The organism is Paracoccus haeundaensis, assembly GCF_006239215.1.
In the GTDB taxonomy this organism is placed as follows: Bacteria; Pseudomonadota; Alphaproteobacteria; order Rhodobacterales; family Rhodobacteraceae; genus Paracoccus; species Paracoccus marcusii.
Window position 1 is genome coordinate 17,412 of record NZ_VDDC01000038.1, and the last position, 19,797, is coordinate 37,208.

20 protein-coding genes and 2 pseudogenes are annotated in these 19,797 nt (G+C 58.2%); 8 read left to right on the forward strand and 14 right to left on the reverse strand.

Features of this window, described 5'->3' with window-relative positions; translation table 11 throughout:
• Positions 1-56 precede the first annotated feature (56 nt).
• On the forward strand, positions 57-389 hold the full coding sequence (locus tag FHD67_RS16770) for a hypothetical protein (protein WP_176695171.1): 333 nt from the start codon (positions 57-59) through the stop codon (positions 387-389).
• Positions 390-631: 242 nt separating this feature from the next.
• On the opposite strand, the gene FHD67_RS16775 is transcribed toward FHD67_RS16770, so the two are convergent.
• The 10 genes and pseudogenes from FHD67_RS16775 to FHD67_RS16825 all read right to left on the reverse strand — a co-directional run bounded on the left by FHD67_RS16775 (position 632) and on the right by FHD67_RS16825 (position 11,083).
• Positions 632-1,432 carry a BON domain-containing protein gene (locus FHD67_RS16775; protein WP_246071329.1) on the reverse strand — a complete coding sequence of 267 codons (801 nt, stop codon included), beginning with the start codon at positions 1,430-1,432 and terminating at the stop codon, positions 632-634.
• 150 nt (positions 1,433-1,582) lie between these two features.
• Entirely contained in the window at positions 1,583-2,257 is a 675-nt protein-coding gene (locus FHD67_RS16780; protein WP_139599396.1) for a hypothetical protein, read from the reverse strand.
• Between the two features lie 235 nt (positions 2,258-2,492).
• Positions 2,493-3,110 carry a TetR/AcrR family transcriptional regulator gene (locus FHD67_RS16785; protein WP_139599397.1) on the reverse strand — a complete coding sequence of 206 codons (618 nt, stop codon included), beginning with the start codon at positions 3,108-3,110 and terminating at the stop codon, positions 2,493-2,495.
• Positions 3,111-3,303: 193 nt separating this feature from the next.
• Positions 3,304-4,386, reverse strand: coding sequence for an endonuclease/exonuclease/phosphatase family protein (locus FHD67_RS16790; RefSeq protein ID WP_176695173.1), 1,083 nt, complete (start codon positions 4,384-4,386; stop codon positions 3,304-3,306).
• A 957-nt stretch (positions 4,387-5,343) separates the two neighbouring features.
• Positions 5,344-6,363 (reverse strand): DUF3618 domain-containing protein, encoded by a 1,020-nt coding sequence (locus tag FHD67_RS16795; protein ID WP_139599399.1) that lies wholly within the window; start codon positions 6,361-6,363, stop codon positions 5,344-5,346.
• Positions 6,353-6,754 carry a phage holin family protein gene (locus tag FHD67_RS16800; protein ID WP_139599400.1) on the reverse strand — a complete coding sequence of 134 codons (402 nt, stop codon included), beginning with the start codon at positions 6,752-6,754 and terminating at the stop codon, positions 6,353-6,355. The genes FHD67_RS16795 and FHD67_RS16800 overlap by 11 nt, the downstream gene beginning before the upstream one ends.
• Entirely contained in the window at positions 6,747-7,364 is a 618-nt protein-coding gene (locus FHD67_RS16805) for a hypothetical protein (protein WP_139599401.1), read from the reverse strand. The genes FHD67_RS16800 and FHD67_RS16805 overlap by 8 nt, the downstream gene beginning before the upstream one ends.
• Before the next feature lie 426 nt (positions 7,365-7,790).
• Entirely contained in the window at positions 7,791-8,624 is an 834-nt protein-coding gene (locus FHD67_RS16810; protein ID WP_139599402.1) for a hypothetical protein, read from the reverse strand.
• Positions 8,625-8,810: 186 nt separating this feature from the next.
• A complete protein-coding gene (locus FHD67_RS16815) occupies positions 8,811-9,590 on the reverse strand; it encodes a cell wall hydrolase (RefSeq protein WP_139599403.1) in 780 nt (259 codons plus the stop codon).
• Positions 9,591-9,980: 390 nt separating this feature from the next.
• A pseudogene (locus tag FHD67_RS16825) lies at positions 9,981-11,083 on the reverse strand (IS3 family transposase).
• Between the two features lie 275 nt (positions 11,084-11,358).
• On the opposite strand from FHD67_RS16825, the gene FHD67_RS16830 reads away from it, so the two are divergent.
• Positions 11,359-12,096, forward strand: a complete 738-nt coding sequence (locus tag FHD67_RS16830) for a sporulation protein (protein WP_176695174.1) — start codon at positions 11,359-11,361, stop codon at positions 12,094-12,096.
• A gap of 192 nt (positions 12,097-12,288) precedes the next feature.
• On the opposite strand, the gene FHD67_RS16835 is transcribed toward FHD67_RS16830, so the two are convergent.
• Positions 12,289-13,245: a DUF808 domain-containing protein gene (locus tag FHD67_RS16835; RefSeq protein ID WP_139599406.1), complete on the reverse strand. Its 957-nt coding sequence runs from the start codon at positions 13,243-13,245 to the stop codon at positions 12,289-12,291.
• 510 nt (positions 13,246-13,755) lie between these two features.
• Here FHD67_RS16835 and FHD67_RS16840 point away from each other — a divergent pair.
• From FHD67_RS16840 to FHD67_RS16850, 4 genes and pseudogenes are all read left to right on the forward strand, one after another.
• Positions 13,756-14,514 (forward strand): annotated as a pseudogene (locus tag FHD67_RS16840) (magnesium and cobalt transport protein CorA); the annotation flags it as partial.
• Between the two features lie 229 nt (positions 14,515-14,743).
• A complete protein-coding gene (locus FHD67_RS20540) occupies positions 14,744-15,067 on the forward strand; it encodes a hypothetical protein (protein ID WP_176695175.1) in 324 nt (107 codons plus the stop codon).
• A gap of 9 nt (positions 15,068-15,076) precedes the next feature.
• Positions 15,077-15,643: a phosphotransferase family protein gene (locus tag FHD67_RS16845; protein ID WP_176695176.1), complete on the forward strand. Its 567-nt coding sequence runs from the start codon at positions 15,077-15,079 to the stop codon at positions 15,641-15,643.
• An 85-nt stretch (positions 15,644-15,728) separates the two neighbouring features.
• Positions 15,729-17,039, forward strand: a complete 1,311-nt coding sequence (locus tag FHD67_RS16850) for a cation:proton antiporter (RefSeq protein WP_139599408.1) — start codon at positions 15,729-15,731, stop codon at positions 17,037-17,039.
• A 77-nt stretch (positions 17,040-17,116) separates the two neighbouring features.
• On the opposite strand, the gene FHD67_RS16855 is transcribed toward FHD67_RS16850, so the two are convergent.
• The 3 genes from FHD67_RS16855 to FHD67_RS16865 all read right to left on the reverse strand — a co-directional run bounded on the left by FHD67_RS16855 (position 17,117) and on the right by FHD67_RS16865 (position 18,826).
• A complete protein-coding gene (locus FHD67_RS16855) occupies positions 17,117-17,803 on the reverse strand; it encodes a YciE/YciF ferroxidase family protein (protein ID WP_139599409.1) in 687 nt (228 codons plus the stop codon).
• Positions 17,804-17,866: 63 nt separating this feature from the next.
• On the reverse strand, positions 17,867-18,313 hold the full coding sequence (locus tag FHD67_RS16860; protein ID WP_218062335.1) for a phosphatase PAP2 family protein: 447 nt from the start codon (positions 18,311-18,313) through the stop codon (positions 17,867-17,869).
• Positions 18,314-18,328: 15 nt separating this feature from the next.
• A complete protein-coding gene (locus tag FHD67_RS16865; RefSeq protein ID WP_139599410.1) occupies positions 18,329-18,826 on the reverse strand; it encodes an MgtC/SapB family protein in 498 nt (165 codons plus the stop codon).
• 341 nt (positions 18,827-19,167) lie between these two features.
• Between FHD67_RS16865 and FHD67_RS16870 the strand changes: the two genes are divergently transcribed.
• Both FHD67_RS16870 and FHD67_RS16875 read left to right on the forward strand, forming a co-directional pair.
• The gene (locus FHD67_RS16870; protein WP_139599411.1) at positions 19,168-19,605 is read left to right on the forward strand and encodes a YsnF/AvaK domain-containing protein; all 438 of its coding nucleotides are present in this window, start codon (positions 19,168-19,170) and stop codon (positions 19,603-19,605) included.
• Positions 19,595-19,797, forward strand: a 203-nt coding sequence (locus FHD67_RS16875) for a hypothetical protein (protein ID WP_218062336.1), incomplete at its 3' end; no start/stop codon positions are given. The genes FHD67_RS16870 and FHD67_RS16875, both read left to right, overlap by 11 nt.

Genomic DNA, 19,797 nt, shown 5'->3' on the forward strand with positions numbered 1-19,797 from the left:
CATCGTGGTGTGAATTACTCGCATTACGTGATCATCCCGTATGTCGGATTGGCGCGTTGATTTCGCAGCTGCCGATGGAGGAGGCGCAGAGGAAGAACGCAATGGACGGAGCTTTGTTGACCTTCGACGGTATTGGCAGGCTGGCAGGTCGAGTAGAGGCGTCTGAAAATTACTTCGAGTTTCGCACGCATGCTGCCCTGAGCAACGCACAGCTTAACGAACTCCACCGTGCCACCATCGAGATTGATGGGAAATCCGAAGGTGTTCTTGTCGAGAGTACGGATTGGTTGAACCACACACCCGATCAAACCGCAGTCCCTAATAGTCTCCGGCTAACATTGCGCCGCAACATCTCGACTACCGTCTCCCTCGATGATGCGGAATATTAGGGTAATTTGCTTGATAGATCACCTGCCAAAGCACTAATACTCGCCAATTCAGTCTGCTTATAATACCAGCCCTTGGTAAACCGTCGCCAAACCATAAGATAAAATTTAGTTTCAGACATCTTGATCCAGAAGGGTACGATGAGTGCCGCACCATCGGCAAAATACGGGCGCTGATAAAGCACCCGCTGACTGTTCATATTGGCTCGTGATGCCGCAGTATGGGTCTGCGATATGCCGAGACCTTACAGAATGCCGCGGTCTCGCGTCGGATCGGCGATCAGGGGCGACGCGGCTGCCGTTCCGGCCTGCCCGGACGACGCGACGCGCAGGTTGTTCTGCACGTGCTTCACCCCGGAGGCGCGCTCCGCGACATCCTCGGCATGACGCTTGGCGAACCGCTCCGGAACGGTACCGGTCAGCGTGACCTCGCCGTCCTGAACCATCACCTCGATGTCCGAGGCGTCCAGCTGGCCGTCATCCATCAGACGCTCGCTCACGTCTTCCTTGATGCGCTCGTCCGAACGGACGTAACCCTTCGGGCCTGTGCCGCGATGCTTGTCCATCTCGCGACGGCGGCTGGCCTCCTCGTCGCCAAACCACGAGGCCACCTCGTCGCCTGCGCGATCCAGGAACCCGCGTTCGTCATTGCGGTCGGCATAGCCGCGCCCGTAGGAGCGGTTGTCACGCCCGTAGCCGCTGTTCGAGCCGTAGGGATCAAAGGCACGATCGGCACGAAGATCAGGGCCCATGCCGCCGCGACGACCCTGGACATCGTTCGAGCGACCGTAGCTGCTACTCTGGCCATAGCCACGGTCGTAGGATGCGGAGCGATCGGAGTAATCGTGGCGATCACGGTACCGATCGCGATTGTCGCGCATCTCATCCATGTCGCGGCGACGTTCGGCCTGATCATCGCCGACCCAGGATCTGACCTCGTCCGCGGCCTTGTCGGTCCAGTCGCGATCGTTCCTGTTCATGTCGCGGTTGCCGTAGCCCTGGCCGGCACGGCCCATGCGATCGCGGTCGTTATATTCGTTTGCCATAGCGTGTTCCTCCTCAAGACACGGGTGCCACGCGGCACCTCAGATGCGGAAGAAACGGCCGCTTTCGACGGGGCGTTCCGGCAAATAAATGTTATCGGCAAGGATTGGATCACCCGCCGTCTGTGACAGCTTCACTTGAAATGCTGAGCGCTAATTGACACCGACGAACCGTGATCCGCTGCCATCAAAGATCTTCTCGTAATTTCCAAGGACCGCGATGGATACCGTAGCCGCAGCCGCAATCGACATCATCTCGCTACCATCCTCCAGGGCCGTGAAGATGACGTCAGCCAACGCTCCCGGCATCATGATATGGGCGAGGTCGAAAACCACTGCGCAGAAGATCAGGAGGACTATAGGATAGGCAATAAACTTTAGAATGGCTCCGTCGCCATTACGCCGGCCTCTGTAAGCCCAGATGCCGAGGGACGCCAAAACTGCCGCCGCCAGCATCCATGCCAGTAGTTCTCCCAAGTCCTTTTCTCTCAGACCAAAGACCATGGGGAGTTCGAACGCATGTGCCAGGATTATTCCCAAGCGTTCGTGGTACTGACAGGAGTCATCGAACCAGGCAAAGGCAAAGAACGCGAACAGGAACAGTGATAAGCGGGATCGGGTTTTGTGAAAAACATAGAGAAAGGATGAGAAACAGATGAACAGCATCCCGTGATTGAGATTTTCGGAAATGGAGTTGTCACCACCGAGGTTCACGAAGGAATAGATCACCCCGGCAAGCCCGTTCTCGCTGTACCCGTACAGAAAGATCATGCTGTAAGTGGTGATGTGGATCATGATGAGGGTTGTGGCGGCCGCCGCCAGCAGCATTCCAACCTTTACCGCAGATCTGTCATCGATCACCCTGAAGGGAACTGTGGGGCATTCACGAAGTCTGGTCGCAGTCTGATCGGGCAAGGGTACGATGATCTCTCTTACTTAAACGCTTGATGGGCGGCTTGTAGGTTATGCGAAGACTTGATTGCAAGGCGCGCGGTGTTCGCGCGTGGAGCCTTCACGGGTATCCCCAACCGTGTGGATCAAGGACGATTGCTTAGACCGCCTACTAGCCCGTGCCGGCATGTCTCCGCAGGAACAATTCCGCCGCAGCCCGTGCACAGGTCATCAACTGCTCCTTTGTCAGCCCTGAGCCGGTCATCACGGCACGCTGCTGGACCTGCCCCAAGACCATGGCCACGAGTTGACGCGCCGAGAGATCACTGTCTTGACGTTCGATCTGCCCTCGCTCGATCCAGGTATCGATATGTGCCTTGAGGGGGCCAATGATGCGGGTGGCAAGAGCAGCGTCATAGGCTGCCGCGATGTGTGGAAAGCGTACACCCTCGGCCGTGATGGTCCGCAGAAGACGTACTCTCTGCTGTGCCACCGCCCAGTCTGCGAGCGCCGTCAGGGCTCGTGGCAGGACCTCGGCAACATTTCTGTCTGAAAGCTTGTCGAACGGGGATTTCTGAAACGCATCGTGAAGCTCAGCTTGCATCGCCGCTTGGAACATCAACGATTTCTCGGGGAAGTAGCTGTAGAGCGTTGCCTTGGATACCCGGGCCTCTCGGGTGATGTCGTCGACGCTGGCCCCTGCATACCCATCTCGAAGAAAGATGACCGCCGCGCTATCGCGGACTATCTTATATTTCCGGCCCTGCTTGAGCGCAGATGCATTATCCAGCTAACTTCTACGCGCCATGGTTCCTTGCCTCCGGGAGTCATGATTGCATAGAAAATCCTAGATCTGGTGGAAGGCAAGTTGCTTAGCATACAATAAATGTGTGCCCGATCGCTATTGTGTTTGCACATCCATTGCTCTCCGCGGCGCAGCCACCTCTCATCTTAAGCATGGACAAAACAGACTAGTTGAAAAGTCACTTGTCTGACTCCAGCGTCTCCGCATTTTCCAGATCCAGATCATCGATCAGATCCCTGTCCTCTTCCGTCAGGGGCTGCGGCGCGACGTTGAGCGTCGCAGCGAGATCGGGATCAACGCGGAATGTCGCGGCCATCGGGAAGTGATCGGAGCCGACATGCTCAAGGCGTTCGATCGAGACGACGGCGACGTCGGACGTGGCGTAGAACTGATTCAGCGGAAACCGAAGGAACCAGCTGTTCGCGTCGAAGCTGGCAAAGAAGCCGCGACCGATGCGGGGATCGAGATACCCTCCGACCCGCCTGAACGTCTGCGAGGTCTCGGACCAAGCCACGTCGTTGAAATCGCCCATCGCGACGACTGGCATGTCATCCATCGCTGCGAATTTCGCCGCAGCATAGATCTGGCGATCGCGATCATCCGTGTCCTCTCCGGGGACCGGCGGTCGGGGATGAAGGCCCAGAAAATGGAATGGTTGTCCATCGGGGGTTTTCAGGCGTGCGAAGAGAGACGGCGTCCTGTCATTCGTCAACTGGATGACCCGGGCCTCGTCGACGCTCAGCCGGGTGGCGAACACCAGTCCATAATAGTTGTCCTGCGGCTGGCGCACGACGGTCGAGTACCGGGACAGCATCGGCTCGAGTTCGGCAAGCCACGCCTCATCCGTTTCCAGCAGCAGCAGGATGTCCGGATCGTAATGCTCGATCGTGTCGATGACGTCTTGGTACCGCGTGTTGCCCATCTGAACATTTGCCGTGATGACCCTGATCGAGTCAGGGGCCGGCGCGGCGAGGGCCATCTCCGGAGCAGCCAAGGGCGTATAGGGATAGACCCGCCATGCCTGATAGCTGCAGACCCCGATCATGGCCAATGCGATGACCAGGCGTGAAGGTCTTTTCAGGAAAAGAGCGCCAATCAACACTGCGCAGGCAGCGGCGAAGATCTGCACGCGCGGAAATCCCAATGCCCGGACCCACCATTCGTTGGTATTCCACAACGGCAGGAGCGTCACGCAGATAAGCAAGATCGCAATCAGCCATACGAGGAGGGACGCCACGCGCCGCAAGATATGAGCAATCATTCCGAAGTTCCTCAGCGAGCAGTGGGAAGGGCGTGCAGGAGCGGCCCCTCTCAAGGACAGGAAAGCCGTTTGCGTTCCTTTGGATTGACACCGTTTTGCTGGCCCTGGATCAGTTCCGGAAGGACCCATACTATAAATGGTAATGTCATGGCCTCACCGCTGAATTCTCCTTTGAACGTCACTGATCGATGGTGGGAGAATAAAATGCGATCCAGAATGCGAAAATATACTTCGGAACGTTGCGATAGAAAATAGTGCGTCATATAAATATTAAGAGCTATGCTGGGAGTGGTGTATTTTAACAAATTTATGACATGCGGATTCGAAAATGATAGCGCGTAACCGCGTCATTTGACATATTTATGAAGAAATTTTGTTTGGGCACCCCTGTAAGACGAATTATTCAATTGATTTTTCTTAAGAACATTTAAATATTTAAGTAAATCAGTATTTTTTACATAAAAAACACGGGCGGTGAGGAGGCGAACGGCACTTGCACTGCCAAGGACATTTGAAACACTACAATAGATGATATTATTGAAAGCACCATCTCTAAGCCGTCCGCCCACCGCACTGCTCTACAGTGCGGTCATCGTACAATCACTATTAAAGACAAATGTTCCTATGCAATATTGATTTTTAGCCATCTATTACGATGGAATTAGACAATGCCGCAATTGGTTCTATGATCGGGATTAGCCGAAGCTTGCCAGAGATTGCCTAGATCCTTATGGCGAACTTAGAGTTCGCCGATATATCTTGACCCAGTCTGATATATGATGGTGTCACCATCAAGTTCGCCAAATGGTGCCTTGCAACACTGCAACCTGGTATCCGGTGCCGCACTTCTTCTTCGGCAAAGACAACGCCGACGATCACGACAAGCTCGGGTTGGAACAGAGTTTCGCGAAAACGACAGCCCCGCTGATGCGGGGCTGCCAAAGATGCGTTGGACGCTTAGACTTTTGCCGACCCCGGCATACCTGTCGGGGAGCTGGCTGTCCGGGGGGCCGTGGAGGATTGGGAATGGCCGGACCCGGAGGATGCCTTGCCTTCTTCCGCGTCCGTCAACTCGTCCTGTGCGGCGGCCACGACGCTGGAGGCGGCTGACTTCGCCTCGTCCAGCCCGGCTGATACGGCTTTTCCGATGCGGCTCTTCTCCTCCGCATAGATCGCCTCCGCCTCGTCGAACAGCTGATCACGATAGTCGCCCATCAGCTCGTCCTCCTGCCGCGTGCCGGGCAACAGGGCGCCCAAGGCTGCGCCCCCGATCAGTGCCAGCGCACCGAACAGCAAGGGCTCGTTGTCATAGCTGCGGGCGACCTGCCTGTTCGCCCGCGCCATCCGGCGGCTGGCCGCGTCGCTGGCATCCAGTGCCTTGCGGCGTGCCGTCTCGATCCGGCGACGGGCCTCCTCGCTCATCCCCTCGGTGCCCTCTCCAAGCCGGTCCCGAAAATGGCGCGCGCGATTGCCCAATGCCGTCGTGCCGTCACTGACGCGGTTCCGCAGGTGGCCGGCGGTCTCTCTGGTTCTGTCCATCATGCTATGCTCCTTGTCGGATCCGGTGCTCTGGTCGAAGGACGATCCGGTCGTCATCGGGCGACGGTCCGAACTCCAACCCGTGGTCGATGCTGCACCGCGCGGGGGCGGGGTGCCGTAAGCCCGCGTCGATACGGTCTGTTCGTTGCGCCGTCCGGAGGATTGGCCAAGGCCATGGACCGGGTCATGCCCGCGACCGAAGATCATCCATGCCAGTCCGATACCGGTTAGGCCCAAGGCAACAGGGTTGGCACGGGCGGCTGCGCTGGCCGATTCCGCCCATTCCGCGCCGTTCCGACGAACGGAGCCCGTCAGGCGGCGCGACAGGCCGTCCAGGGACAGTTCGTCCTGCAGATCGTTCAGCGTGCGGCGCAGGGCGTCACGGTCCTTCTCGATCTCGCGTTCGATATGATCCGGGTTGTCTGCATCATGCGTCATGATAGGCCTCCTTGACCGTGTTCGCGTCGCGCTGGACGTTCTCGACCGTACGCGTCGGCATCAGGTTCTCGGGTTTCAGGTCGGCCATGCCCTTGCGCAAAAGGCCATAGGCCAGGATCGCAAGCACGACCCCGACGATGACCGCGCTCCAGATCGGGCCAAGATCGGTTTCCGCCAGGGCGGCCACCAAGGCGGCCGTCAGCACGTTCAGCGTGACGATGCCGATGACGGCGGCAGCCACGATCATCCCCAGCCCGGCACCGGCATGGCTGAGGTTCCGGCGCATCTCTGCCTTGGCAAGGGCGATCTCCTTGCGGACAAGATCCCCTGACAGCCGCAGTGCATCGGTCGCAAGTGTGGCGGGGTTCTGGGAGCGGACAGGATCAGTCATACGAACCTCCGATCGTGCGGCTGCCCGAGAGGCCAGGGTTGCCGGATGACGCTGCGCGGGTGCCGGACACAGGCTTGGCCCCGATGCCCACGTGATGATCAGGGTTTGCAGCACCCGTTTGGGCGACGGCAGTGCGATCACCGGAGCCGGTCGGCCGGGTCGTACCGGTCATGCCATAGCTACCGGACCTGGTCATGTCTGACGAACTGGCGGACCCTGCCCGCAGAAAACGGACCGCGGCAAAGCCTGCCAAGGCCGACAGACCCAGAAAGGCGCCCGGCTGGCGACGCGCAAAGCGACGCACATCACCCAGCATCTGTGCGGGGTCTGTCGAATTCAGGCTGTCCGCCAGTCCGCTGACGCTGTCGGCCGCACGGTCGAACATCTGTGCGACGGTCGAATCCGGATCGATCTCGGATCTGGCCTTGCGCAGGCCTTCGGCCACGCTCTCGGCACGGTGCGCAACGCCGGAACGCAGGTTCTGCTCGCGGCGCGCGACCTCGTCCTTGACCGTTCCGGCCAACCGCGACGCCTGTTCGGAGGCCTCGGCCCTGATGCTGCCCTGTTCGGACGTATCAGTCTCCCTGAGGTTCGGATCGTTGATAGTCATCTGAGATCTCCCTTGTCTGGTTGCGGCACGCAAAATGGCTGGGTGCCGACAGGCTCATTGAGGTGTTAACCAATCAGGGCTCGCCGTGTTCCACTTACATTATTTAGGGTATGATTTATTTATTGGGCAACTCGCCGGTAGATTGTGTATTTAAGTGTGTCACATGCCTTAATGCGGTATTTTCATATCACACAAATGCCATCACTTGGGCTTTAATAACTATCGAAGAAATTTGGGCGAATAGAGGGAGCTGCGCAAATTATTCCATACGCGCACAAGCATACAAGATCCTGATTGCATTAAACCACGCATTCACGGGGAGCGTCATGTCATCGCAAATTACCGTTTTTGCTAACGTCGATTTTCTATATTATCCATATGTGGCGTTATAGAAAAAGAGGTCTGTAAATTTGACGCACACAATATTTATATATCATCTTTATTAAATCTTGGAATTGTATGGCGCAGGGCCCATTTGCGCGCTGCTGCGATTTCGTAGTGGTCGGACAGGGTTCCTAAATGCCGCCCCAGTAGCCTAATTGCCGCTACGACTTCCGATGTGTCCACGAGTGTCCCGTTTTCGACCAGATCGCAAATCTCGATCAGGGCCCTCGGAAAATCCATGGTAGGATCACTTGGAACAAAAAATCTTGGTAGAGGGGACGCAGTCAGCATGACAACAACAGTGGTGAGATCGCTGCCGAGACCTTCAAGATGCTTCGATACATGACCGTCCGGCGCGCCAGCTTTTACGGCGTGAAAGCGGCAGGCAAAGGTTCGGGCGCTGTTCGTGGTCTGCAGGATGTTCAGGATAAAACTTACTGCAAGAGTAAGCAGGATCATCCCATTCATAGCGGCAACCATCGACAGGATATCCCACCATCCACCGGTTACCTGGACCGTCGAGGCGCCTAGGGTAGAGAGCGTCGACCCGGCAAAAGCCACTGTTTGCACCCATGTGGCCGGATCGCCCGTATCGGTCTGCACAAGAGAAAGGCCGCCACGCAGGATGAGCACGTAGCCGCAGAGGTGAAGCAGCACCCACGTTCCAGCAACTGTCAATAGGATCACGAGTCCCAACAATCCACGGATTGAAAGACCTACGGTTTGTTCCAGCACTAAAGTCGACTTTGATCCCAAGCGCCAGAGCCCATCTGCAATGGCACGACTGATGAACCGAGTTCCGCTGAGACTGATTGTTGTACGTAGGAAGTCGTAAAAAACAATAAGCACCAAAGCCACGCCAGTAAAAATAAGCATTAAGAATTAATTTCTTATATATTTATGTTGTAATAATATTTATGAAAGTTACGTAATATTTATACAATTAACTAGAGACAAGATACACGGACGCATCTTATGCGATTCATGATGAGGAAGGTGCGAAAACCATTATTTACACCAAGTCGCACTGGTGAGTTTTAAATAGATTACAAGGCACAGTCCTCAAAGTTCGGAAGAGGAGTGCGGATCCATGTAAAATACATGATCATCAATTGACCTGATCCGAACCATTTTGGGGGCCCATTGAGGAAATACGGCCGTGGCATGATAATGATCTGCACCGCGCAGTTCCGGCATCGGGCCATTCATGATGGCTTCCGCTGCAATTCTTACTGCCTGTTCCCATGATCCAAGATTATCTATAGATGGATAATCATAACGCGATGTCATGAAGCTGAACTGCGTCGGGACAACATTTTCGCATGCACTGTCGCCCCATCTGTGGGGAACTGCAGCACGTTGCAGAATAACGGATGCTACAGCTCGCTGGCCAAGTTCTTCCTGGTCACGTGCCTCATGGTAGATTGCAACTGCAATGCAGGAAAGCTCGCTGGCGTTTTGCAGGGATGATGGCGGTGGAGGAATGCGGGCCCCCCGTACGATTTCAGCTGGGGTTGCAGGTCGAGGCGCCGGGCGGGATGTCGTTACCTGTGCAGGACGTGGTAAAGGGGCAATGGCTACCTCTAGTGCTAAGCCGCTACTGTCAAAAACGGACTGCTCAAAAACCGCTTCTGACCGCACAAGACCGCTTGGCCCCGTCGCTACTTTTCCTTGAAAATCAGTCTCAGAGATAGAGCGTGTTGGCATACCAAGACTGCCATTGAACGACGTGAAGCCTGATGTCCGCCCAGTGCTCAGTTGTTCGCGGGCAACAGATACTAGGAGCCCTACAGAACATAAGATAACAAGGCTAATCAATGCGGTGGGTTGCGCCCGGGTCATTTGCGTGTTCCCTCGATCACACGAGGAACGGTAATTGATGCAGTTGTGTTCCACATTACTGAGTGGCCGTTATTTTATGTGAAGCGCGGCCACGGTCTTATTTCCACCAGTCTAACATGATCGTCCAAAGAGCCGCAGCCTTGAGGAACTGCCTTCTGTGCAGCGGCTTACCATAGCGGCAGCGTAAAGGGACATTATGGAAGGCTAAATCATGCAAGGGCTGACACCTGTACAGGTCGTGGCCTTGGTAGGCGTGCTTGGCGTCGGCGCTCAATGGCTTGCATGGAGGCTTCGCTTGCCGGCGATCGTTTTGATGCTGGGCGTCGGTCTGCCTGTTTGTGCGCTGCTCCCCAACCTTGGACCGCCGGATGCTGGAGTTTTCCGGCTTGGTCATGGCGACGGGCTGGCTGCGCCGCCGGGATAATGCAGGGCGATCGGGACGTTATATCCGATCGCACTATGGGGTCGGTCCTCGTTGTAGTGCCTACGCCAAGTCTCCAGTTTTTCCTGCGCGTCTGCAAGGCTCATGAACCAGTGTGCGTTCAGGCATTCAGACCTGAGTTTGCTGTTGAACGCCTCAATGAAGCCATTGTCGGTGGGCTTGCCAGGGCGTGAGAAGTCCAGGGTGATATCGTTGGCGTAGGCCCACAGGTCGAGGTCACGCGAGATGAACTCGCTGCCATTGTCGACCCGGATTGTCCTGGGATAGCCGACTTGGGCACAGACCCATTCCAGTGTCCGGACCACATCCTCGCCGCGGTAGGTGAAGCGCGGGTCAGCTGCTGGACAGAAACGGGAATGCGTGTCGACGATCGTCAGGATCCGCAGCTTGTTGCCCAAGGCCAATTGGTCATGAACAAAGTCCATGGCCCAGACATCATTCGGCGCGACAGCCTCCTGGCGATCGTCTCGCAGCTTGGCCTTCACCCGCCGTTTCGGGTTCTTGTTCCTGAGTTGCATACCTAATTCATTGTATATCCTGCGCGTCTTCTTGATGTTCACCTGCCAGCTCTCCCGTCGCAGCAAGACGTGGACACGCCGATATCCATAGCGCACCCGCGTTTCGCAGATCTCCCTGATCCGTCTCTCGACGGCTGCCTGGTCCGTGCGCCGGGACTTGTAGTGGAACGTGGAGGTGTCAAACCGCAGGGCCCCACAAGCCCTGCTTATCGACGCGCCTCAATCGATGCACATCCCGCGAACTAGTTCGCGCATCCGGCCAGGCTTCAGAGCTTTCGCCGGATGACGTCCTGCAGCATTTCCCGATCCAAAGTCAGGTTCGCGACGATCTTTTTCAGGCGGCCGTTCTCGTCCTCCAGCGCCCTCAGCCGACGCATCTCGTCCGGCAGCAGGCCGCCATACCGCTTCTTCCAGTTGAAGTAGGTCGCCTGGCTGATCCCCGCCTTGCGGCAGACCTCGGCCACCGGCGTGCCTTCCTCGCCTTGCTTCAGGATGAACGCCTTCTGCGCTTCCGTGAACTTCGATGCCTTCATCGTTCTCCGCTCCTCTCCCAGCCAGGGAAGGTTAGCCGAAAACTCCAGTTTCAAACGGTCCAGTTCTCAGGGGGCAGAGCATGCCTGTGCTGCACCCTTTCAGGGCCAGTGTTGGCAAACTGATAAACGACCACAGGGGGGGCACAAATGCGGGGCAAGTCCAGGTCGGCTTCGCGACAACGAAAGGCGCGGCAGTATGCTCCTCGTTGTGCACCGGATGTGTCCGTGGCACACCTAACTCGACGTCTGGACAATCATTCGAGGGAGGAAAAAGCTTGCTGAATAAGATGTTCGAACGCCTAGGGTTCGGCGGCCTGAAGGTGGAGACGGTTCTGGACCAAACCGAGGTGCGTCCTGGTGGGCAAATTACCGGGAACGTCGTCATCACCGGCGGCGCCGGAGACTGGGGCTGTGAGAAGCTCATCGTCGAGCTTCAGAGCTACTGCCAGTTCAAGATGACGGATGGAGAGTCGGTTCCTCAGATGATCGGGATGGCCCTCGTCAACCTGCGTCCTGGGCTCATCGCTTCAGCCTCGAAGGAGAGCTTCCCTTTCGTCATCGATGTTCCCCTGACCACACCTGTCACGGGCGGGGCAACGAAAAGCGCGATGACCACCCGGCTTGACGCGGAAATGGCCGTCGATCCGACCGACATGGACCCGGTCACCATTCTGCCTACGGAGCAGATGGCAGCCGTTCTGAAGTCCGTCGCGGCTCAAGGGTTTCTCTTGCATGAAGCTGAAGCCAGCTATGACCACCGTCGTGAAACTCCCGTTCAGCAGATTTTTGAGTTCCGCCCCACTGGCCATCATCAGAGCCGCATTCACGAGTTGGAAGTGTCTTTCGTGACGGGCGAGAGCTTGATCGAAATCACCATCTCGGTCGATAGGAAGATTGGCCTGGCTGATTCTGGAGGTGAGCGAAACGCTCGTTTCACCATCGGGAAGGATCAGATCGACTCGGAGGCGGTAGACGCCGCGGTCAAGGATGCGATTGTAGCTCTAGGTCACTAGCATCCGTACTCCTGCACGATCTCCCCTGGGCTGCCCGACCCTCACCTGACCGAGCCGCATTTCCACCGCGGCGTCTGGCGCCGTGCTGCCGTGCAGCTGGGCGCGATATAGGCGCTGAATGGGCTGATGGCGGATCACCTGGGGACGCAGGACCAACAGGCGGCACCCCATGGCACCGACCTCTCCTGGGTGTCAGTGAGCTGCCTGCTTCTTGCCAAAGAGTGGCTTCACCCCATGGAGCACGACAGGAACCAGCAGCAGTCCCAGCAGGAGACCGAGGATCCCGTCGATGCCTGCGGTCACCGCCCAGGCCACGACGCCGGAGGCGACCGGGACGGCATGGGCCGCGCCCTCGGCGATATGGTGGATCCAGTCATAGATCGTAGGCCATCCCAGGACGTCCAGGCCGTGGATGATGATGTTGCCCCCGACCCAGCACATGGCGGCCGTTCCCACAACGGTCAGAAGCGTAAAGACCTTGGGCATGGCATGAACAAGGCCGCGCCCCACGGCCTGCATCGCGCCGCTGCGGCTGAGCGTCATGTGCAGGCCAACATCGTCGATCTTCACGAGGAGGGCTACCGTGCCATAGACCGCCGCTGTGATGACAGCGCCGACGACCGCCAAGGTGATGCCGCGCATGACGATGCTGTCCGCGTCGATCACGGAGAGCGAGAGAACCATGATCTCCGCGCTCAAAATGAAATCCGTCTTGATCGCCCCCCGAACCCGCTGCGCCTCGAGTGTCGCCGGATCACCGACGGACATGTCCTTGGCGACCTCGCCATGATCTTGCGGCTGGATGGCATGCAGAACCTTCTCGGCTCCTTCGAAGCAGAGATATGCACCCCCGAACATCAGGAGAGGCGTGATGATCCAGGGTGCGAAGGCCTGCAGAAGGAGGACCGCGGGAAGCAGGATCAGCAACTTGTTCTTCAGAGAGCCCATGGCGATCCGCCCGATGATGGGCAGTTCCCGCGCCGGTGCCAGGCCGGTGACGTATTTCGGTGTGACGGCCGCGTCGTCGATCACGATCCCCGCGGCCTTGGCACCAGCCTTGGCAGTCGATGCCGCGATGTCGTCAATGGACGCTGCAGCCACTTTTGCAATGGCCGTGACATCGTCAAGTAGGGCAAGCAGTCCGCTCATCTTGCAGCTCCGTCCGTCTTCGCGAGAAAGTTTCACCGGTATTGCACAAGCCGTCCGCATGCCCAATGAGCTTTTCACGAAGCGCCGCCGATCTCGGCGATCTACTGGACCCGCGCCTGGCTCCACTGAAGGCCGAATTATTGCTTATCTCCGGGAGACAGGCAGCGCTTGTTATGCTCAACCGGCGATAGGAATAACTGAACAGGTATCGACCTTTGCCGTCTGGAAGAACGCATGTGCATGGAAGCTGAAAGACACTAGAGCCGCAGATGTCCGGTTTATGCAGTAACCTTCTTGATCCGCCCTTGACGCCCAAGGTCGGTGTCGGGTTAGGGCTTATGCCTCGTAGGATGCCTATCGTTCGCAGAGGTTACCATGACGGTCGTTGCTGCCTATCTCTACCGCCACGGCAAGCGCGTGCGCGAGGTGTCGATCACCGAGAAGATCGACTGCCCCTCGGACAAGTCGGAGTTCGTCTGGATCGGGATCTGCGATCCCACCGAAGAGGAGATGCAGACGCTCAAGGAGCAGTACGACCTGCATCCGCTGGCCATCGAGGATGCCGTCAAGGCTGACCAGCTGCCCAAGGTCGACATCTACGGCGAACAGCTGTTCGTCGTTGCGCGGACTGCGCATCTGGAAGGCGATACGATCACCTATGGCGAAACCGCCATCTTCGTCGGCCACAGCCATATCATCAGCGTGCGCCACGGATCGGCCCGCTCTCACATCGCGCTGCGTGCGCAGCTGGAGGCGGCCCCGAGCCTGCTGATCCACGGGGTCGACTACGTTCTGCATGCCATTCTGGATTACATCGTCGACGGCTATCTGCCCATCGTCGAGCAGATCGAAGAAAAGGTGCTGTCGATGGAGCAGCAGACCATCGACACTTTTCTCGGACGCGAAGAGATTACGCGCATCTTCGCGCTCCGTCGCCATCTGACCAGGTTTCAGCGGGTGCTTGGCCCGATGGGTGAAGTCGCCGGCAAGCTGGTCCGACAGGACCTTCCCTGCATCGATGCCAACACAAGACCCTACTTCAGCGATGTCCTGGATCATGTCCGGCGCGTGCAGACCATGGTCGACGGGCTGCTTCAGGTCCTGGCCTCGGTCTTCGAGTTCAGCAATCTGCTGGAGCAGCAACGCACAGGCATCATCACCCGCCAGCTCGCGGCCTGGGCGGCCATACTCGCCGTGCCCACAGCGATTGCAGGAATCTACGGCATGAACTTCGAGAACATGCCCGAACTATCGACCAGGTACGGCTACTTTGTCGTGCTCTCGGTCATCGTGGCCGCCTGCACGTTCCTCTATGTCCGCTTCAAGCGGCTCGGCTGGCTCTGCCTGGATCACCGGACGACAGTGAATGCCGCTGTACCGGGGTGCTACTGCATCGACGCTTTTGCGGGCTTCTCCACGGCGGAAAACGGCTCGAGTCGCGATCCCGGCACGTCTGGACCGCCATCTGCGGGGGTTGAAGCGGTTCCTGGACCCGACAATGCGCCAGAAGGCCCTGCGGCGCGTCGTCGGCGTGCTGCCGGATCTGGCCGCAGCCGATCTGGTCCTGCTGCGCTACAAGCCCGGTCGCCGGATGGTCGCGCGACTGGACCTGCAAGGCCAGCCTCGGGGCGTGCTGAAGGTCATGGCGGGGCGCGGATTCGACGGTGCGCTGATCGGCGCCACGGCCGCGATGGCCGATGGTCAGGCGCCCCTGCTGGGCGCGGATGCCGCCTCGGGCGCGATGCTGACCGCGTGGATCCCAGGCCACCCGATCTGTCCCGAGATGACCGGCCATGCGCCCGACCGCACGACTGTGGCCTAGATCGGAACCGTGCTGGCCGCCCTGCATGCCAGCCCCTTTCGGCCCGCGACCGAATGGACAGCACAGGCGAATGCCGAGGCCGTTATGACCGCCGCCGCCGACCTGATGCCGTTGGATGCGGACCTGGCAACACGCGCGCAAGCCTTGGCCACCCCGTTGGCTGCACGTCTGGCTGGAACTGCGTTCGACCCGGTCCTGGTCCATGGCGATTTCAGCGCCGATCAGGTCGTGATGGGCGATGTCGCGCCGGTGATCCTCGATTGGGACAATGTCGGCCTGGGCGATCCGGCGCGGGATCTGGGCAGCTTTCTAGCGCGGATGGACGCGCAGGTGATCGACGGGCTGCTGACACAGGATCAGGCCGATGACCGGGGCGCAGCCTTGCCGCAGGGCTATGGCACCGTGCCGACCTCTATGGCGCTGCACCACGCCCGCGCGCTGATGCTGCTGCTGACCGAGGGGTTCCGGAACCGCCATCCCGACTGGTCTGCGCGGACCCAAAAGATGATGGTCCGCATCGAGCAGGTGCTGGGCACCATGACGACGCACCACGCGAGTGGCATGCGTGGCTCATAAAGATTGTCTTCCCTTGACTGAGCTAATGATGGATGTGGTCGGTCGGCTTGCGACATAGAGCCGACCAACGCATGAAAGCATGCCGATGTTTGAACATCTGACAGAGCCGCCCGATCCGTACATTCTTGTTCTGATGAGTTTCGGGGTCCTCATCGCCCTCGTGGCTTGGTTGCCCCTGGTCCTTCGCCGATTGCCGCTTTCGCTGCCGATCGTGTGCATCCTCATTGGGGTTGGGCTCGGTCTGGTGCCGGGGTTGAGGTTCGATCCCTCGCCTCTCGAGTACCCCGCGATTGCCGAACGATTCTCCGAGTTCGTGGTGATCATCGCGCTCATGGGGGCAGGTCTCAAGATCGACCGGGTCCTGGGGCTTCGGTCCTGGATGATCACATGGCGGCTGATCTTCCTGACCCTGCCAGTGGGGATCGCGCTCATTGCACTTCTTGCCGGGACATGGCTTGCCCTGCCTTGGACGATGGCTCTTCTGCTGGGTGCTGTCCTGGCGCCAACGGACCCTGTGCTGGCCTCGGACGTACAGGTTGGTCCTCCGAAGTCCGGTGAGGAAGACGAGGTCCGCTTTGCGCTGACGTCGGAGGCCGGCATCAATGACGGTGCCGCTTTCCCCTTCGTCCACCTTGCCATCGTCCTGTCAGCGGCCACGGTGACGCAGGAGCCTTGGTTCTGGGACTGGCTCAGTTACAACGTTTTCTGGGAAATCGGCGTAGGAGTTCTCGGGGGCTACCTTATCGGCAAGCTCTTCGGCTGGATCACATTCCACATTCCTGCCGAGAGCAAACTGGCCCAGACTGGTGACGGGCTGATCGCCCTCTCAGCCACGTTGATTTCCTACGGCTTTACAGAGACCCTCCACTCCTACGGGTTTCTGTCGGTGTTCGTCACGGCGTTAACGTTTCGTCAGGCTCATCGGGATCACGATTTCCATACGGACATGCACGATCTGACGGAGCAGGTTGAGCGGATCGCGATGATGATCCTGCTGCTGTTCTTCGGTGGCACCCTGGCAAATGGGTTGCTGTCCGCCCTTCGCCCGGTGGATTTCGCAGGTGCACTACTCATTCTCCTGGTTATCCGACCCGTTACCGGAATGATCGGTCTGGGTGGCGTGAATGCGACGCTTGGCGAACGTCTGACCATCTCATTCTTCGGAATTCGGGGAATCGGTTCTTTCTATTATCTGGCCTACGGTCTCAACCACATCGACGACCTGACGCATGCCCCGCGTCTGTGGGCTATCGTCGGTCTGGTGGTGCTGCTGTCCATCATCATGCATGGCCTCACGGTGACCCCAATCATGAGGCGTCTGGACATCACGCACGGCCGTGACCCCGATGCGGATGATGCCGTGCCGCCCCCGGGCTTTCAGGGGCCTGCTGCCTGACACATGCGGCAGCAACGCAACTCAGATAAAAAAGGGCCCCTCAAGGGGCCCTTGCTACTCGTTACAATGGAAGAACCTTATGCGTGCTCAGACTCGTCCTCGTCGTATTCCGCAGCAGCGTCGTTGATCGTGTCCTCAGCGAGTTCTGAGAGCTTGCTGTCTGCAGCGCTCTCCTGGTCCAGAATGGTCTCGAGATGGGCCTTCGCCTCGTCCATGCCGAGAGCATCCGCAAAGGCGCTCATGGAGCCGTAGCGGGTGATCTCGTAATGCTCGACGGCCTGGCAGCTGAAGATGATGGCTGCATCGCCAGCGGCAGTTCCTCCAAAATCTTCAAGCAGGCTCTCGCTCTCCTCGAGGATGCCATCGATGGCATCGCATTTCTCGGCTTTGGCGCGCTTGCCCAAAAGCGCAAAGATCGCCTCCAGACCCTCGATCTGCCCGGCCGTCTCCTCGCGGTGCTGGGTCAGGGCCTCAACCAGGTCCGGGTGATTGGCCGCCTTGATCATCTTGGGAAGGGATTTGTAGATCTTCTTCTCGGCGTAATACATATCCGCCAGCGCATGTTCGAACAGATCCGCCAAGCCCTTTGTGCCGTTGGCCTGCTTTGATGCCTTGGCAGAAGCCGTTTTGGCCGCAATAGTTTTTGAACGCTTCGCACGCGTCTCGGGGCTGGCTTTTTCGGTCTTTCCGTTGACTGCTTTGCTGGACTTGGCAGCGCTTGCCTTGGTGGACAGAGGGTCAGCAGCTTTGTTATCTTTTGCCATGATCAGGATCTTCCTTATGTGGTGGTCGGAGGTCGCTGGCATCGTCGATTTGAACGCTGCTGTTCACGCGGCTGTTCCCATGACATCGGAGGAATTCTTATCTGACCAATGGTCGGATATGTCCTGTTGTGTTCGCTTGTTATTCTGTCCCTTGGGCCAAAAGGCGTGGACGGCGCACGCGGCGGCCAGACCCAGGACAGCGCCAGCGGCAACGTCGATTGGATAGTGCTTGCCGCGCGGGACTTGGATCCCCGCAATCATCGCAGCGATCGCCAGGGCTGGCACAGCCGTTTGCGGCAGATCGCGCGCCATGACGGTGGCCACAGCCACGGCTCCGGCAGTATGACCGGACGGAAACGAGGTGTCGTGTCCGCCTTCGCTTTCACCCGCCTTGCATTCATAGGTCTGCTCTTCGATCATGACTTTCGGGCGTGTCCGCTTGAAATTCAAATTCCGGTAATAAAAGTTGGCAGCGGACGCTCTGGTCTTCAGGCGCTGATGACGAGACACGAACCCTCCCGTATGTCATCGATCATAGTCATCACCATGTGACGCAGTCGGTTTTGGTAGAACGATTGGTACCGCCGCGAGGATGATCAGGACGATGACTGCTGAGAGAACGGCGGTCGCTTCCAGCCCGAGACCTGCCATGACGCCTATGCCCGCCGTGGCCCAGATGTTCGCGGCTGTTGTCAGTCCCTCGATCTGATGCCTTGTCGACCGTACCATGATCGCCCCTGCGCCTATGAAACCGATGCCCTGCACGATGCCTTGCAGGACGCGTGACATGTCCCCGATTTCCATCCCGCTCTGCAAAGGTCCCAGGACAAATAGCGCCGCGCCCACCGCAACCAGCATATGAGTGCGGACACCCGCGCTTCGACCCTTCAGCTCTCGCTCATACCCGAGAACTCCACCCAGAATGGCTGCAAGGACCAAGCGCACCGTGATCCGGGTTAACGTTGATAGATCCGGGACGTCTGAGAATTCACTGCGAATGGTAAGCCATATCTCTTCGCCCATGGCCGTCCCTTCCCAGACTGATACGTTCATGACACTTGCGTAACAACCAGCGTGAGGCATGCCAAGTGAGCGTTATGGGCATGTAAAACCTGCGGAGGAGAGCTCTTAAGCCGTTCATGACTTTGGATCCTGGAGCTTGATCCCCGCTTCAAATGCCAAGTCGGCTTACGCCCTCCGGATTGCCTGATCCGGACGGTCCGTTGGCCGCAATCCACGACAATTCAGATCGCTGCAGTCCCCGTAGACGCGGCGGGGCGATAATGGAGACTAACTTATATTGCCCTCCTGAAACCGGAACGAACCGTGGACGGTAAGGTTGTCGAGCATCACGGAGGGATGTGATGACGTCTGACCAGAACCAGAACCTAGACGAGCAGACAGTCCCGCTCATGGAAGAGCGACTGACGGTCACGAAGCGGAAGAGGGTGACAGGCAAGGTCAGGGTCTCGACTGTCACCGAGACGGTGGACAGCCTTGTTCCTGTCGATTTTTCCGATGTCGAAATAGATGTGGTTCGGGTCCCAATCGAGCGGGACATAGACGTCGTCCCGGATATCGTGACTGAAGGGGACCTGACGATTATTCCCGTGGTCGAAGAGCGCATCGTCATCACGCGACAGCTTGTGCTGCGGGAAGAAATCCATGTCCGCCGCACCGAACGCCGGGACACCTCCAACATTCCGGTCACCATCCGACGCCAGCGCGCCGTGATCGACCATCTCGGCCCTCAGACTGAGGGTCAAATCATCAGCGAAGAGGAAACTCACGATGACCTATGACAATAACGCCGGTACTTCCAACGGAAGCATGTCCGTCTCCGCCATGTTCGATACGAATGCCGATGCCCAGAACGCTGCAGCGCGGCTCGAAGCGCTTGGGATATCGCGCACGCAGATCCGAACAGTCGAGGGTGCTGCCCAATCCACGGAGCAGCGGGCCTCGACGACCGACGATAAGGGATTCTGGGATAG

Coding starts and splice junctions, on each gene's coding strand:
- FHD67_RS16870 (WP_139599411.1), top strand. CDS start 19,168: ATGACGTCTGACCAGAACCAGAACCTAGACGAGCAGACAGTCCCGCTC.
- FHD67_RS16855 (WP_139599409.1), bottom strand. CDS start 17,803: ATGGCAAAAGATAACAAAGCTGCTGACCCTCTGTCCACCAAGGCAAGC.
- FHD67_RS16815 (WP_139599403.1), bottom strand. CDS start 9,590: ATGACCCGGGCGCAACCCACCGCATTGATTAGCCTTGTTATCTTATGT.
- FHD67_RS16805 (WP_139599401.1), bottom strand. CDS start 7,364: ATGACTATCAACGATCCGAACCTCAGGGAGACTGATACGTCCGAACAG.
- FHD67_RS20540 (WP_176695175.1), top strand. CDS start 14,744: ATGCGCCAGAAGGCCCTGCGGCGCGTCGTCGGCGTGCTGCCGGATCTG.
- FHD67_RS16795 (WP_139599399.1), bottom strand. CDS start 6,363: ATGACGCATGATGCAGACAACCCGGATCATATCGAACGCGAGATCGAG.
- FHD67_RS16810 (WP_139599402.1), bottom strand. CDS start 8,624: ATGCTTATTTTTACTGGCGTGGCTTTGGTGCTTATTGTTTTTTACGAC.
- FHD67_RS16775 (WP_246071329.1), bottom strand. CDS start 1,432: ATGGCAAACGAATATAACGACCGCGATCGCATGGGCCGTGCCGGCCAG.
- FHD67_RS16835 (WP_139599406.1), bottom strand. CDS start 13,245: ATGAGCGGACTGCTTGCCCTACTTGACGATGTCACGGCCATTGCAAAA.
- FHD67_RS16800 (WP_139599400.1), bottom strand. CDS start 6,754: ATGACTGATCCTGTCCGCTCCCAGAACCCCGCCACACTTGCGACCGAT.
- FHD67_RS16850 (WP_139599408.1), top strand. CDS start 15,729: ATGTTTGAACATCTGACAGAGCCGCCCGATCCGTACATTCTTGTTCTG.
- FHD67_RS16780 (WP_139599396.1), bottom strand. CDS start 2,257: ATGCTGCTGGCGGCGGCCGCCACAACCCTCATCATGATCCACATCACC.
- FHD67_RS16790 (WP_176695173.1), bottom strand. CDS start 4,386: ATGATTGCTCATATCTTGCGGCGCGTGGCGTCCCTCCTCGTATGGCTG.
- FHD67_RS16865 (WP_139599410.1), bottom strand. CDS start 18,826: ATGGGCGAAGAGATATGGCTTACCATTCGCAGTGAATTCTCAGACGTC.